The organism is Paenibacillus yonginensis, from assembly GCF_001685395.1.
GTDB lineage: Bacteria > Bacillota > Bacilli > Paenibacillales > Paenibacillaceae > Fontibacillus > Fontibacillus yonginensis.
This window is the reverse complement of sequence record NZ_CP014167.1, coordinates 848,662-862,009: the sequence shown is the minus strand read 5'-3', so window position 1 is coordinate 862,009 and position 13,348 is coordinate 848,662. Positions and strand designations below refer to the sequence as shown.

At 53.9% G+C, this 13,348-nt stretch carries 11 protein-coding genes and 1 pseudogene; 6 read left to right on the top strand and 6 right to left on the bottom strand.

What is annotated here, in order from left to right; translation table 11 throughout:
• Positions 1-136 precede the first annotated feature (136 nt).
• From AWM70_RS03955 to serS, 6 genes are all read left to right on the top strand, one after another.
• Positions 137-370: a hypothetical protein gene (locus AWM70_RS03955; protein WP_068694439.1), complete on the top strand. Its 234-nt coding sequence runs from the start codon at positions 137-139 to the stop codon at positions 368-370.
• Positions 371-424: 54 nt separating this feature from the next.
• Positions 425-595 (top strand): hypothetical protein, encoded by a 171-nt coding sequence (locus AWM70_RS23395; RefSeq protein ID WP_169823396.1) that lies wholly within the window; start codon positions 425-427, stop codon positions 593-595.
• Between the two features lie 221 nt (positions 596-816).
• On the top strand, positions 817-2,607 hold the full coding sequence (pepF, locus tag AWM70_RS03950; protein WP_068694438.1) for an oligoendopeptidase F: 1,791 nt from the start codon (positions 817-819) through the stop codon (positions 2,605-2,607).
• A gap of 125 nt (positions 2,608-2,732) precedes the next feature.
• Entirely contained in the window at positions 2,733-3,116 is a 384-nt protein-coding gene (locus tag AWM70_RS03945; RefSeq protein ID WP_068694437.1) for a LapA family protein, read from the top strand.
• Positions 3,117-3,145: 29 nt separating this feature from the next.
• On the top strand, positions 3,146-4,177 hold the full coding sequence (locus AWM70_RS03940; RefSeq protein WP_068694436.1) for a M42 family metallopeptidase: 1,032 nt from the start codon (positions 3,146-3,148) through the stop codon (positions 4,175-4,177).
• A 371-nt stretch (positions 4,178-4,548) separates the two neighbouring features.
• A complete protein-coding gene (serS, locus tag AWM70_RS03935) occupies positions 4,549-5,856 on the top strand; it encodes a serine--tRNA ligase (protein WP_068694435.1) in 1,308 nt (435 codons plus the stop codon).
• Between the two features lie 100 nt (positions 5,857-5,956).
• Here serS and AWM70_RS03930 read toward each other — a convergent pair whose 3' ends face one another.
• From AWM70_RS03930 to hemG, 6 genes and pseudogenes are all read right to left on the bottom strand, one after another.
• Positions 5,957-7,948 carry an ABC-F family ATP-binding cassette domain-containing protein gene (locus tag AWM70_RS03930; RefSeq protein WP_068694434.1) on the bottom strand — a complete coding sequence of 664 codons (1,992 nt, stop codon included), beginning with the start codon at positions 7,946-7,948 and terminating at the stop codon, positions 5,957-5,959.
• Between the two features lie 75 nt (positions 7,949-8,023).
• Positions 8,024-8,857: a DUF92 domain-containing protein gene (locus AWM70_RS03925; protein ID WP_068700349.1), complete on the bottom strand. Its 834-nt coding sequence runs from the start codon at positions 8,855-8,857 to the stop codon at positions 8,024-8,026.
• 6 nt (positions 8,858-8,863) lie between these two features.
• Positions 8,864-9,499, bottom strand: coding sequence for a fumarylacetoacetate hydrolase family protein (locus AWM70_RS03920; protein ID WP_099093133.1), 636 nt, complete (start codon positions 9,497-9,499; stop codon positions 8,864-8,866).
• Complete coding sequence (locus tag AWM70_RS03915; protein WP_068694432.1) at positions 9,496-10,272, bottom strand: glycerophosphodiester phosphodiesterase; 777 nt, start codon at positions 10,270-10,272, stop codon at positions 9,496-9,498. Before AWM70_RS03915 ends, AWM70_RS03920 begins: the two co-directional genes overlap by 4 nt.
• A gap of 110 nt (positions 10,273-10,382) precedes the next feature.
• Positions 10,383-11,783 carry a CapA family protein gene (locus AWM70_RS03910; RefSeq protein WP_068694431.1) on the bottom strand — a complete coding sequence of 467 codons (1,401 nt, stop codon included), beginning with the start codon at positions 11,781-11,783 and terminating at the stop codon, positions 10,383-10,385.
• Positions 11,784-11,931: 148 nt separating this feature from the next.
• A pseudogene (gene hemG / locus AWM70_RS03905) lies at positions 11,932-13,345 on the bottom strand (protoporphyrinogen oxidase).
• Between the last annotated feature and the right edge of the window lie 3 nt (positions 13,346-13,348).

Genomic DNA, 13,348 nt, shown 5'->3' with positions numbered 1-13,348 from the left:
GGATTTCGCACCAAACACAAGCGTCTTCCCTCCTTGATTTATTTGCTTTCCAGCAGGTGCTGGGTTATGATTTTACAAAAAAGATTTCCCTTAATGAAGACTCCTCAACAGGAGCAAAGAATGGAGAATTTGCAAGATGATTAAAAAGCATGAGATTTACAAAAAAGACAAGTGGAACATGATGACCGTCGAGGTCCAGGGCAAAACCTTGGTACTCCGCGAAATCTCGGACCAATGGGGCGAAGAATGCCATACCTTTCTCAGCCGTCCGGCTTTGATGAACTGGGCTCAACAGCGTTTTCCCAAAGAGGATTTTGCCGGGCGCGAGCAGGAGTGGGAAGAGTTAATGAAAGCTTTTCAGGAAGTGTAAAGGCCAATTGCAGGAATTACGATTTTATTTTTGAAGGAGTCAAGGAACAAAGATATGAATTCCTCTGATGTTACGATTTTTGTTATTGTCGCTTTTGCGCTTGCGCTGGTTGTTCTGATGAGCCGGAACAACATCCCGCCGAAATTCAAACGCGGGCTGGCCTTGTTTTCATTGATTATGGTGGTTATCGCTTTTGTCCTTATTATCATCAGTTTTTTCCCCTGAAATCCCCGCTTGTGAGCGGTCCGCCAAATAATTGACAGCCACCCGGAGCATACTAGAGTCAAAAATGAAAGTAGGCTCTGGAGATGAAGAGACGGAAAGTTGTTCCCCTTCTGCTTGCCTGCTGTCTGTTGACGGCATCCATGCCGGTGGAGGCGGATTCCGCTGACCAAGAGGTTCGGGATGACAGGTCTTCATATATTCTTTCAAGGAGGGCACCAAACGTGAGTACATTGCCTAAACGCTCAGAAGTCGCTAAAGAGAACACCTGGAATTTGTCGGATATTTTCGCCGATCAAAAGGCATGGGACCAAGCTTATGAGGATCTGAAGAAAGACTTGAAGAAAGTGGCCGAATTTGAGGGCAAGCTGGACAGCGCCCCGCAGATCAAAGCCATTTTTGAACTTGAAGACCGCCTCGGTCAGGCTACAGAGAAGCTGTATGTATATGCTAATCTGCACCATGACGAAGATACGGCCGACCCTACATACCAAGCGCTGCTCGAGAAAGCTAAAAAGCTGAGCGTTGAAGTCAGCGAAGCTCTTTCTTTTGTGACGCCGGAAATTTTATCGCTGCCCGAAGCCGAGCTCGACAAGCTGATCGACAGCCCGGACCTTGCAGCCTACCGCTTCACCCTGACGGAGATCAAACGGGAGAAAGCCCACGTGCTCTCGAAAGCCGAAGAAGCTTTGCTGGCGCAGGTCGGCAACATTTCTCAGGCTCCGCAGAACATCTTTGGCATGCTGAACAACGCGGATATGAAATTCCCTAAAATTAAAAACGCCGAAGGCCAAGAGGTTGAATTGACCCACGGCAGCTATATTCAGTTCCTGGAAAGTCCGGACCGCGAAGTGCGCCGCAGCGCTTTTAAAGCCGTATACGATACCTATGCCAAACAAAAAAATACGCTGGCCGCTACGCTCAGCGCCAACGTGACCAAAAATATTTTCTATGCCAAAGCCCGCAAATACCCTTCCGTTCTGGAAATGTCGCTTTACGGGGACAACATCTCCAAAGAGGTCTACGACAACCTGATCGGCACGATCCACGAAAGCCTTCCGCTTCTCCACCGGTACATGAAGCTGCGCAAGAAGCTGCTCGGCGTCGATGAACTTCATATGTATGATTTGTTTGCCCCGCTCGTCGAAGAGTATAAATGGGACATTTCGTATGAAGAAGCGAAGAAGCTTTGCATCGAGGGCTTGAAGCCGCTTGGCGAGAACTACTCCTCGAAGCTGCAGGAGGGCTTTAACAACCGCTGGATTGACGTTTATGAAAACGAAGGCAAGCGGACCGGCGCTTACAGCTGGGGCGCTTACGGCACGCATCCTTATGTGCTGCTGAACCATAACGACAATTTGAACAGCATGTTCACGCTGGCGCACGAAATGGGCCATGCGCTGCATTCCTATTTCTCGGACGAAGCCCTGCCTTACCGGGATGCGCAGTATACGATTTTCCTGGCTGAGGTAGCTTCCACGACAAACGAAGCGCTGCTGATGGACTATTTGCTGAAGCATGCCGACAATCCGAAACAAAAGCTGTACCTGCTTACTTACTATGCGGATCAGTTCCGGACTACCGTCTTCCGCCAAACGATGTTCGCGGAATTCGAGAAGATCGTACACGAGCGTGCGGAAGCCGGCGTGTCGATGACGCCGCAGGAGCTGTCTTCGATCTACTATGAGCTGAACAAAAAATATCACGGCGAGGATATGGTCGTCGACAAAGATATCGAAATGGAATGGGCCCGCATTCCGCATTTCTACAGAAGCTTCTACGTATACAAATACGCAACCGGCTTCTCGGCGGCTACGAGCTTCTCCAAACAGATTCTTGAAGAAGGCCAGCCTGCTGTTGACCGTTACCTCGGCTTCCTGAAGAGCGGCGGCAGCGACTACTCCATCAACATCCTCAAGAAGGCCGGCGTCGACATGTCTTCGCCTCAGCCGATCCGCGAAGCGATGAGCGTATTTGAGAATGTCATTGCTCAAATGGAACAGCTGACGAAGTGATCGCGGCTAGACCGGTGTTAAATAAATCCCTTGCCCCCCGGGGTAAGGGATTTTATACTTTTTAAAGATGCTGTTAGCCATCTTAAGGATGCCGCAGCCCGCCCTGAGAGAAGGAGGTTCCTCTATTGAAAATTCAATGGTCTTTGATTCTGGCATTGATCTTTGCCCTGATCACCGCTGTTTTTGCCGTCATTAACGTCGAACAGGTCGAAGTGAACTTATTGTTCGGCTCGGTGAAGCTGCCTTTGATTCTGCTGATTCTGGGTTCTGTGCTGCTCGGTGGCATTATCGTTGGCGCGTTCGGGATTTACCGCGGTTACCGCCAGCAGCGCCTGATCAAACAGCTGAATGCCAAACTCGCACACATTCAGGAAGCTACAGGCTACGAGTTGGACAAACCTGCGGCTGATTCGCTCCCCCCTGCCGATGCTTCTGTTCCGCCTTCTGACGAAGGAAGCCCGTCCCAGTCCGGTCTGACCGGTGCCGGGGACAAGGAAGCCGGACGCTGATTTATTTTACATAGGAGGTTTGCTCATTTATGAAGATTAATGAACCCTACGTCATCACCCTGCTGAAGAAACTGCTGGATACCCCAAGTCCAAGCGGCTTCACGCACCACATTATCCAATTGATTCAGGAAGAAGCGGACAAGCTGGGCATTCCGTTTGAACGCAATGCCAAAGGCGGCGCTATTCTCCGTCTGAAGGGCGAAAGCAGCACGAACCCGCTTTGCCTCAGCGCCCACGTCGACACGTTAGGAGCCATCGTCCGCTCCGTCACGCCGCGTGGAACACTGGCGATTTCTTCTGTGGGCGGCTTTATGATGCAAAGCATCGAAAATGAATACTGCCAAATTCACACCCGGGACGGCAAGGTTTATACCGGCACGATCATGAGCACCCATCCTTCGGTTCACGTGTATGGGGATGCCCGCGAATTCCCTCGCGTGGAGAAAAATATGGAGGTCCGCATCGACGAGCTGGTGAACAGCAAAGAAGATGTACAGAAGCTGGGCATTAACAATGGCGATTTTATCTCCTTTGATTCCCGGGCTGTCATCACGGACAGCGGCTTCGTGAAATCCCGCCATATCGACGATAAAGCAAGTGTGGCCGCCCTGTTCGGACTGCTTGAAGCGGCATCAAACGGCGGCTGGACACCGAAACGGGATGTAGTTATGCTGATTTCAAACTACGAGGAAGTGGGACACGGCGCGGCTTATATTCCCGAAGGCCTCGAAGAAATGATCGCCGTGGACATGGGCTGCATGGGAGATGACCTGTCCTGCAAAGAAACGGATGTGTCCATCTGCGCCAAGGATTCCAGCGGCCCGTATGATTACCATATGACGAGCAAACTGATTGATCTGGCCAAGCAGGAAAATATTCCTTACGCGGTTGATATTTACCCGCAATACGGTTCGGACGCCTCAGCCGCCCTGCGGGCCGGCCACAATATCCGGGCGGCCCTGATCGGCCCCGGTGTGCATGCTTCCCATGCGATGGAGCGCACGACGAAACAAGCCGTCGTCAATACGGCCCGCCTGCTCGGCGCTTATATTAACGCCTAGCTCCTGTACAACAACGCTTCAAAGGACGCGGCGCCTGCCAAACCTGAGTCGAAAGCTTCGTTCTGCTGACCCTCGACTCTCGCTCTCCCCCTTGCAAAACGATTAGGGGTTCGTTATACTGTAACAAATCCTTATATCCGGATCACGCCTAGGAAGAGCATCCAACTCGGAGGCGTTTTCGTCAAGAGCGCCCGCATGGCCCGCCTTGCGGCGCTCCTAAGTTAACCGGCACCGCCCGTTATCGCGGAACCAAGAGGATTCTGCCCTTCAGGCGGGATCAAGTTGGGTGGCACCGCGAGTCCAAAGCGCTCCTCGTCCCAAAAGACGAGGGCGCTTTTTGTATTTTTACAGGACAAAGGAGACGGTGTGAAATGTTGGACACGAAATGGATCCGGGAGCATGCGGATGAGGTGCAGGCAGCTGCAGATCGCAAACACATCAAGCTATCGGTCAAGGAACTGCTGGAACGGGATGCGGTTAGAAGAACCCTGCTAACGGAGCTTGAGCAGTTAAGACAAAACAGAAACAGACTTAGCGAAGAAGTCCACCTTTCGATCCGGCAAGGACGGCAGGCAGCAGCGACAGCGTTAAGACAAGAAATAGCAGACAACAAAATCCGCCTTCAGGAAGCAGAAATTTCGTTCAATCAGGCTGATGCCGAATATAAACGGCTGCTGCTGCTAGTCCCCAACATCGTTTCGGAGGATACGCCTGAAGGAACCTCGGATGCGGACAATGTAACCGTCAGACAGTGGGGACAGCCGCCCATCTTCCCTTTCCAGCCGCATGATCATGTTGAGCTCGGCCGTATGCTCGGTATTCTGGATATGGAGCGGGGAGTCAAGGTGGCCGGCAGCCGTCATTATTACCTGAAGGGGGACGGCTTCCGGCTGCAGCGGGCCGTGCAGCAGCTGGCGCTTGACGTGCTGGAGCGCAAAGGATTTGAAATGCTGGAGGTGCCGCTTATGGTGGGCCAGGACGCCATGGTGAATACGGGATTTTTCCCGCTTGGCGAAGATCAGACCTATAAGGTTGGCGGAGAAGAGCGCTGGCTCGTCGGAACCTCGGAAGTGCCGCTGATCGGCTACTTTAGCGGGGACGTGGTGGATTTGTCTGCCGGACCGATTAAAGCAGCTTCGGCTTCGGTCTGCTTCCGCAGCGAGGTTGGTTCGGCTGGACGGGATACAACCGGACTCTACAGGGTTCATCAATTCTCGAAAGTGGAGCAGGTGGTGCTGTGCCGGGGCGATGAGCGGATATCGGAGCAGCTCCTCCAGGAAATTACCGCCAATGCCGAAGAAATTCTGCAGCTGCTTGAGCTGCCCTATCGGGTTATGGCCGTATGCGCCGGAGACATGTCACAGAAAACCTATAAGCAATATGACATCGAAACCTGGATGCCAAGCCGCAGCAGTTACGGCGAAACCCATTCGTCGTCGAATCTGCGCGATTTCCAGGCACGGCGCGCGAACATCCGGTATCGTGATGCTGACGGCAGCCTTCGTTATTGCCATACGCTAAACAATACGGCCGTGGCTGCCCCACGCATTCTGATCCCGCTGCTTGAGAACCATCAGCAGGAGGACGGCTCGGTGTATATTCCGAAGGCTCTCCGACCTTATATGGGCGGCCGGGAGGTTTTGCTTCCCCCTGAAGCGGCCGCAGCCAACGCAGAGTAACCTTCCGCAAGAGCTGCCCGTACAAAAGAACCAGCCTCCTGATCAGGACGCTGGTTCTTTTGCATGGCCTATAGTGTTATCTTCAGCATTGTTCTTCTAGTTATCCCTTTTGCGCTTCAATCCGCTCCGCCAGCTCGTTCAAGTATGTCCAGCGTTCCATGAGCCGCTCAAGCTCAGCTTCGCCTGCCTGCTGCTGCTGCATCAGCTCCTGCAGCCGGGCGGCGTCGCTTGCGGCCAGCTCCATCTCGGCTGCAAGCCGCTCAAGCTCCTTCTCGGCAGCTTCGACCAGACCATCTATCGCTTCATATTCGCGCTGTTCGTTGTAACTGAACTTCAGTTTTTCCCCCCGCGGATTGGAAGAGTCCCGGCTGCTGCCCGAGGCGGAGCCGCCCTTGGCCGAAGAATCGCTTTGACCATCGGCTTTGCTGCTTTTGCCCCCGCTCGCCTTTGCACCGCCAGCTCCGGCGCTTTCCTGCATACCGGGCTCTTTAGTTGCGCCGCTTGTACGCTCAGCATATTCACTGTAATTGCCGACATGAACGGCAACCCGTCCGCCGCCTTCAAACGCCATGATCTTATCCACGGTACGGTCCAGGAAGAAACGGTCATGGGACACCGTAAACACCGCCCCAGGGAACTCATCCAGATAAGCCTCCAGCACGCTTAACGTCTGAATATCCAGATCGTTGGTCGGTTCATCCAGCAGCAGCACATTTGGCGCGCCCATCAGCACGCGCAGCAGGTACAGCCGGCGTTTCTCCCCTCCTGAAAGTTTGCCAATCGGTGTCCACTGCAGCGCGGACGGGAATAGGAATCGTTCCAGCATCTGCGAAGCCGTAATTCGTGATCCGTCAGCCGTCGTTACAACCTCAGCTTCTTCCTTGATATATTCGATCACCCGCTGTTCGGGTTTCATCTCCTGGTGCTCCTGCGTGTAGTAACCGAGCTTGACCGTCTGCCCCAGCTCAATATAACCTTTGCCCGGCTGCAGCCTGCCGGCGATCAGGTTGAGCAGCGTCGATTTGCCGCTGCCGTTAGGCCCAACGATGCCAACCCGGTCCTGTGGAACAGCCGTATAAGTAAGCTCGTTGATCAGAGTCCGCCCTCCCACCTCATAATGCAGCTCGGAAATCTCCAGAATCTTGCGGCCGAGACGGGATGAGGCCACCGACATGTCCAGCGAAGCCGCTTTCTGGTTCGGCGCCTGCGTGACCAGCTTCTCAAAGCGGTCGATCCGCGCTTTCTGCTTGGTGCTCCGAGCCTTGGCCCCTCTGCGAATCCAGGCCAGCTCATTGCGCAGCAGGTTTTGCCGCTTCTGCTCCGCGGAAGCCTCGCGTTCCTCACGTTCGGCCTTCAGCTCCAGAAAGCGGCTGTAATTGGCTTCATAACGGTACAGCTTGCCCTGATCCAGCTCCAGCATCACATCGCATACGCGGTCCAGAAAATAGCGGTCATGCGTAATCATCAGCAGCGCGCCGCGGCGTTTCTGCAAATACTGCTCCAGCCAGGCTACCGATTCATTATCAATATGGTTGGTCGGCTCGTCCAGAATCAGCAGCTCGGAGGGCTGAATCAGCGCGGAGGCCATCGACACCCGTTTGCGCTGACCGCCGGACAGCTCTTTCATTTTCCGATCAAAATCGGTAATGCCGAGCTTGGACAAAACGCTTTTGGCTTCGCTCTCAAGTTGCCAGGCTTGAAGGCGGTCCATCGTTTGACCCAGACGGACCAGCTTCTCCTGGAGAGCGGCATTGTCTCCACCCTGTTCCAGCGCTCTAAGCGTCTCCATGTATTCATAAACGCAGCGCAGCTCCTCGCCTTCCCCGCGGAAGACTTGCTGCAGCACGGTCATTTCCGGCTCATATTCGGGATTCTGTGCCAGATACCGGATGCGAACCTCATTATTGACGGCTACTTTGCCCGCATCCGGACTGTCCAGCCCGGCAATCACTTTCAGGAAAGTCGACTTGCCCGTCCCATTAACGCCAACAAGCCCGATTTTATCCTGGTCCTCCATCCCAAATGAGGCGTCTTCAAATAAAATCTTCTCACCATAACTTTTGGATAGCCCTTCAGCCGTTAGTATATTCATTGCCTCTCCTTAATTATCTGCAGAATTGATCTAACATGTATTCGTTGAAACGCCATGAAAAAAAGCTTGGCCGGGTCAAACGCCAATGCCCCAGCCCAGCCACAAAGCCAGCCCGCCGCCAACGGCGGAGCTGATCAAATTTACAGCATCATTGGTCATCCATGGAAGGCCACGGTAACGTTCCGTTTCATGCCCGCAATGCCGCTCGACCTCGACGATTTGCCCGCAGACCAGGCAGCGGTACATCTTCTGAACCGTAGCTCCCAGCACGGAATCGGCCATCGCGCCCACAAAACCGCCTGCCGCCCCAAGCAGCAGCAGCCCGGGAAGCGACAACGCCCCGTCCGCTGCGCCTGTACCCATGAAATCCCCGCCCAGCCGGATCAGCAGCCAGGCGGCCAGCCCGATGCACAAACCTCCGGCTAATGCGGCGGTATTGCCCGCGAGTGATACTCCGCCGGATGTCCCTTTAGGCACCACCCGGCCAGTCAGCACGGAACGCGGCGGCTTCCTGCTCAGCCCGCCGAGTTCTGTCGCCCAGGTATCGGACGTTACCGTAGCCATCACGCCAACAAATCCGTAAACCCACAGCACGTTTGGTGCTGCGACATAACCCAAGCAAATCAGCATGCCCAATCCGCCGTTGGCCAGAACCTGGCCGGCGTCCCGCCTTCCGGTTTTGGCATACGATTTCTCCAAATCGTCTTTGCGGTCTTTTTTCCATCTGGACAACAAAGTCCCTGTTATAAAAAAGAAGAGCAGAGTGCCGAACCAGAAAGCGCTGCCTGCTCCATAATAAATCGTTCCCATGATAACCGCCGCGATCAGCCCCGACAGGGATAAGGAACGTTTGACGTAAGCGAGACCGGCTACAACTGCCGCCCCGGCAAACCCGATCAGCCAGTGCAGCACCGCTTAATTCTCCTTGCTGCCAATCAGGCAAGAGCCAAGGACCGTCCCGTCCCAGGCCAGCTCAAGCTTGTCGCCTGCTGCTACGGGGCCCACGCCTTCAGGGGTTCCTGTAAAGATCAGATCGCCTTCGCCCAGTCCATAATGCTCGGCGATATAATCGACGATGGTCTGCAGGGAGAAAATCATATTTTTGACATTTCCTCTTTGCACTTCCTGACCGTTCAGGAGCAGCGTAAAATCTTTGCTTTCCAGCTCTTCTTTATCCGGCAAAGCAAAATAAGAGGTGACCGGCGCGGAATTCCGGAAGCCTTTGGCTGCCGTCCACGGCTGGCCTTTCTTCTTCAAAACGTTCTGTACATCCCGCAAAGTAAAATCAATGCCGAGCGCCGCTACGTCCACAAGCTCCTGGATGTCAATCCCCTTCTCATAAGGCCGGCCAATCCGGATGACAAGCTCTGTTTCATAATGAATTTCGCCCCGTCCCGCCGGCATTTCCAGCACTTGTCCATCAGCTTTCACTACCGCATGGCTTGGTTTAAGGAAAATCATCGGCTCTGTAGGCACGTCATTGCCGAGCTCCTCCGCATGCAGCTTATAATTTCTTCCGACGCAATATACATTTTGGATTCCCATTCTTATCTGCCTCCCAGTCTCCACCATTTTCGTTTCGGCTTGATTGCCTCAGTTTCAATAAAAGTCTCCCGGAAGATGCCCGGTCTGTTGGTGCAGATCAGAATGTTCCGATCAAGTGCTGCAAGCCTAAGCATGGATTTGGGCCGGTCCACCGTCCAAGCCATTATCTGAATCTTTCTCCTTCCGGCCTCAGCAACCAGTCTTTCGTCAATCTTCCGGTGCGCCATGGATAAGAAATTGCAGCCCAGATCCTTCAGTCTCCGGAAGAGCTCCGGCGTCTGGCGGTCTGTAATCAGCCCGGTTTGTATGCCGGGATCCTCGAATTTGACTTTGCCCAGCGCGGCAACATCAAAGGAAGTCATGACAACATCATCCTGCATGTTCCTGCTTCTTACGGCATCGATCATTTTGTTCTCCAGGCCGGGATACATGCCTTCCTGGGTTTTAATTTCGAGGTTCAGCTTCAATCTTCCTTTAACGGTATCCAAAAGCTCATCCAGCGTTATAATTTTTTCACCGGCGTAAAAAGGCGACTTCCAGCTGCCGGCATCCAGCTTCCTTAACTCGGCGAACGTCTTCTCCCGAACCGCTCCACGCCCATTGGTCGTGCGGTTCACCGAATAATCATGAAAGATGACGGGAACCCCATCCTTGGACAGCTGAACATCGACTTCCATCCAGGTTACACAAGGCTCTTCCATAGCCATACGGACTGCGGCCATTGTATTCTCTGGCGCTACACCGGAATACCCCCGGTGAGCGGCGCAATATCGGTTCATTTCCGATCGCTCCCTTCGGCAGGGACGGCGACTTGAAAGCTTGTTCCTCTCCAAAATTTATCGTCACCAATAACCCTTTAATCTATGTTCTGTACAGGAACCGGCGCTCCTCATGACGCTGCCGCATTTCCTGCCATGTCAACGGTTACCCCTGGAGACAAGGATTGAATCTCTTGAAGCAGTTTGGCTCCGTCCTCCGCATTCATAGGGACCGGCTGCCCCAATTCGGCGGTATAAGGAATAAGCTTCATACTGCACGCGCCCGACTTGCTGCAGCGGGCTTCGAACACCGCGGTCTCCCAAGTCTTCTCGTTGGAAGAGCGGGTGAAAATAAAGTTGCCCGTACTGTAGGCAATCCATTTTCCTTTATATTGCTCCAGGCCCTGCAGCACATGAGGATGTCCGCCGACGACCAGATCGGCTCCGGCATCAACGAAACTGCGGGCCAGCTTCGTTTGCGAGTCCTCAACCTGCTGTACGCGCTCTTTGCCCCAATGGGCAATCACAATGACGAGATCAGCCTGTTGGCGGGCCTGTTTGATGGCCGCTATTGCCCGCGTAGCATCATAAACGCCGGCGATGCCCGGTTTGCCGGCTCCGGCCGCCCAATCCGCTTTCGGAAGGACACGGCTGAAGCCAAACACGGCAATACGTATGCCCTTGCGTTCAAAATATTGAGGGGCATAAGCCTGATCGGCATCGGCACCCGCTCCGACCGAAGCAATGCCGGCGTTTTTTAAGTGATCCAGCGTATCCAGCAAGCCCTCCACCCCTTGATCCAGCGTATGGTTATTGGCCAGGTTTACGGCGTCAACGCCGGCCTGCGCCATCGCATTTAGCGCCTTGGGCGAAGATTTGAATACATATTGTTTATCTTCGGCTCCGACGCCGCCATGAGTGATTGGGGTCTCCAGATTAAGCAGGGTCAAATCATCCTGCTGAAACAATCGGCTGACGTATTGAAACGGATAATCATAACCGGTCTTCTCTAGTTTAGCCTCGACCTTGCCGGAGAACAAGGTATCCCCGCCAAAATGCAGCACCACTGAAGGCTCTTCATTAACAGGCACTGCTCCACCGGCAGAAGAATTGGCAGGCTGAACGCCCGAGCTTCCCGCTGTGGCCAAGTCAGCCGATGAGGCGTCTTCTTTACCCGCTCCAGTCGCCGTTCCTGTTCCTGGTTCCGGGTTCACAGACGGTGAAGCGGAATCCCCGGCAGAAGAATCGCCATGCTGAGGATTCGAAGCCGCTGATCCCTGTCCAGTCTCTGAAGCAGAAGAGAATCCTTCCCCGCCGGCCGATCCGGCATTCGAGGGATTCAACCCAAGGTCACCGGCCGCGGCCGCATCCGGATTGGCTGACGTAGGATTATCCGAGCTGTAATAGATATAAAGTCCAACTAAGCAGACGGCGACAATAAGCGTAAGGTTGATGATCATCCAGACTTTGTTTTGCCGCTGCTGTTTCTGTTTTTTCTCTTGTTTATATTTTGCTGATCTAGGTGGGTACATGGTTCACTCCTCAATCCCGTATAAGGGACAATCTCCTTATACACCAAATTGATTTTATTATACCAGTTCGCCAAGAACAAATAGAACCCCCGCCGCAGCAAAGGGTTCTATTTACGCAGTTCTTTAGTCGTGTTTGGTTGCAGGCTGTCTATTGGCGCTCTGCCATCTCTACAGCCAGCTCCTTGGCCTGTTTGATGCAGTCGGGCAGGCCAACCCCTCTGAAAGCCGCTCCGGTCGCATACACGCCCGGCAGTTTGTCCCGCAGCTCCTTCTGGAACCGGTCAATATTGTCCAGATGTCCTACCGGATATTGCGGCATGGATTTAGGCAACCGGGTAATTTCGGCGAACAACGGTTTAGCCGTTAGTCCCATCAATTCCTTCAAGTCTTTCAGGACAAGCTGTGTGAGCGACTCATCCGGCAGAAATACGTTCTCTTCTTCACCGGAGCGCCCGACATAACACCGCAGAAGAACTTTATCATCCGGGCTGGTATGCAGCCATTTGGTCGAGGTCCACGTGCAGGCGGTAATGTTGCGTTTCTCCTTGCGCGGAACGAGAAACCCTGAACCCTCGAACTCTTCGCCGAAACCGGCTTTGTCGAAGGCCAGCACCACATTGGCTACCGACACATAATTAACAGCTTCAAGCGCCGACGTGTCTATATGACCGCGGAGGAAAGATGCCGCAGCAAAAGCCGGCGAGGTAACGACCATTTGATCGGCATAAAGCTGATCGCCCCCTGCAAGCATCACCTCATAGGCGCCATCCGCCGTCCGGGTAAAGGAGACGGCTTCGCTTTCCGTACGAAGCTCGACATCGTCCAATTCATAGATCAACCCATGAATCAAGCTCTGCAGCCCTTGACGGAACGTCAGGAAAGCGCTGCGTTTCGTGCCTGTATGGGTTTCAGCCGGCTTGCGTCCGGTCATCATCCCCCGGATCAGGCTGCCGTAGCTCTTCTCCACTTCCCGGAACTGCGGGAAGGTAGCTTGAAGGCTGAGGTTACGCGTATCCCCGGCATAAATGCCGGCCAGCAGCGGTTCAGTAACGTTCTCAAGCACCTCGGTTCCGAGTCTGCGTTCAATGAAATCCCCCAGGGACTCATCCCCGTAGCCTTTGCGGGCCGGAATCAAAAAGTCCATCAGCGCCCGCAGCTTGGCCGTACCGGAGATCAATCCGGTCTTCAGGAAAGGCTTCAGCTCCGTAGGGATCCCTAACAGAAGACCGCCGGGCATTGGATGCAGCCGGTCGCGGCTGACGATATACGTCTTCTTGGAATTCGGATTCTGCTGCACAAGCTCATGATCAATTTCGAGTTCTTTGGCGAGGTCGATCATCGCTGTTTTCCGGGCCAGGAAGGAATCCGGCCCTTTCTCGATCACAAACCCGTCACGGTGCAGCGATTCAATTTTGCCGCCCATCACCTTGCTTTTTTTCCAGAACGGTAATAACAGGACGCAGCCCTTTCTCCCGGTAGAATTTCCGGATATAGAACGCTGCGGTCAACCCGGTCAGTCCTCCCCCGACAATAACAACACGGCTTGGAGAAGCCCCACTCATCCC

Coding starts and splice junctions, on each gene's coding strand:
- AWM70_RS03955 (WP_068694439.1), top strand. CDS start 137: ATGATTAAAAAGCATGAGATTTACAAAAAAGACAAGTGGAACATGATG.
- AWM70_RS23395 (WP_169823396.1), top strand. CDS start 425: ATGAATTCCTCTGATGTTACGATTTTTGTTATTGTCGCTTTTGCGCTT.
- AWM70_RS03940 (WP_068694436.1), top strand. CDS start 3,146: ATGAAGATTAATGAACCCTACGTCATCACCCTGCTGAAGAAACTGCTG.
- serS (WP_068694435.1), top strand. CDS start 4,549: ATGTTGGACACGAAATGGATCCGGGAGCATGCGGATGAGGTGCAGGCA.
- AWM70_RS03930 (WP_068694434.1), bottom strand. CDS start 7,948: ATGAATATACTAACGGCTGAAGGGCTATCCAAAAGTTATGGTGAGAAG.
- AWM70_RS03915 (WP_068694432.1), bottom strand. CDS start 10,272: ATGAACCGATATTGCGCCGCTCACCGGGGGTATTCCGGTGTAGCGCCA.
- AWM70_RS03910 (WP_068694431.1), bottom strand. CDS start 11,783: ATGTACCCACCTAGATCAGCAAAATATAAACAAGAGAAAAAACAGAAA.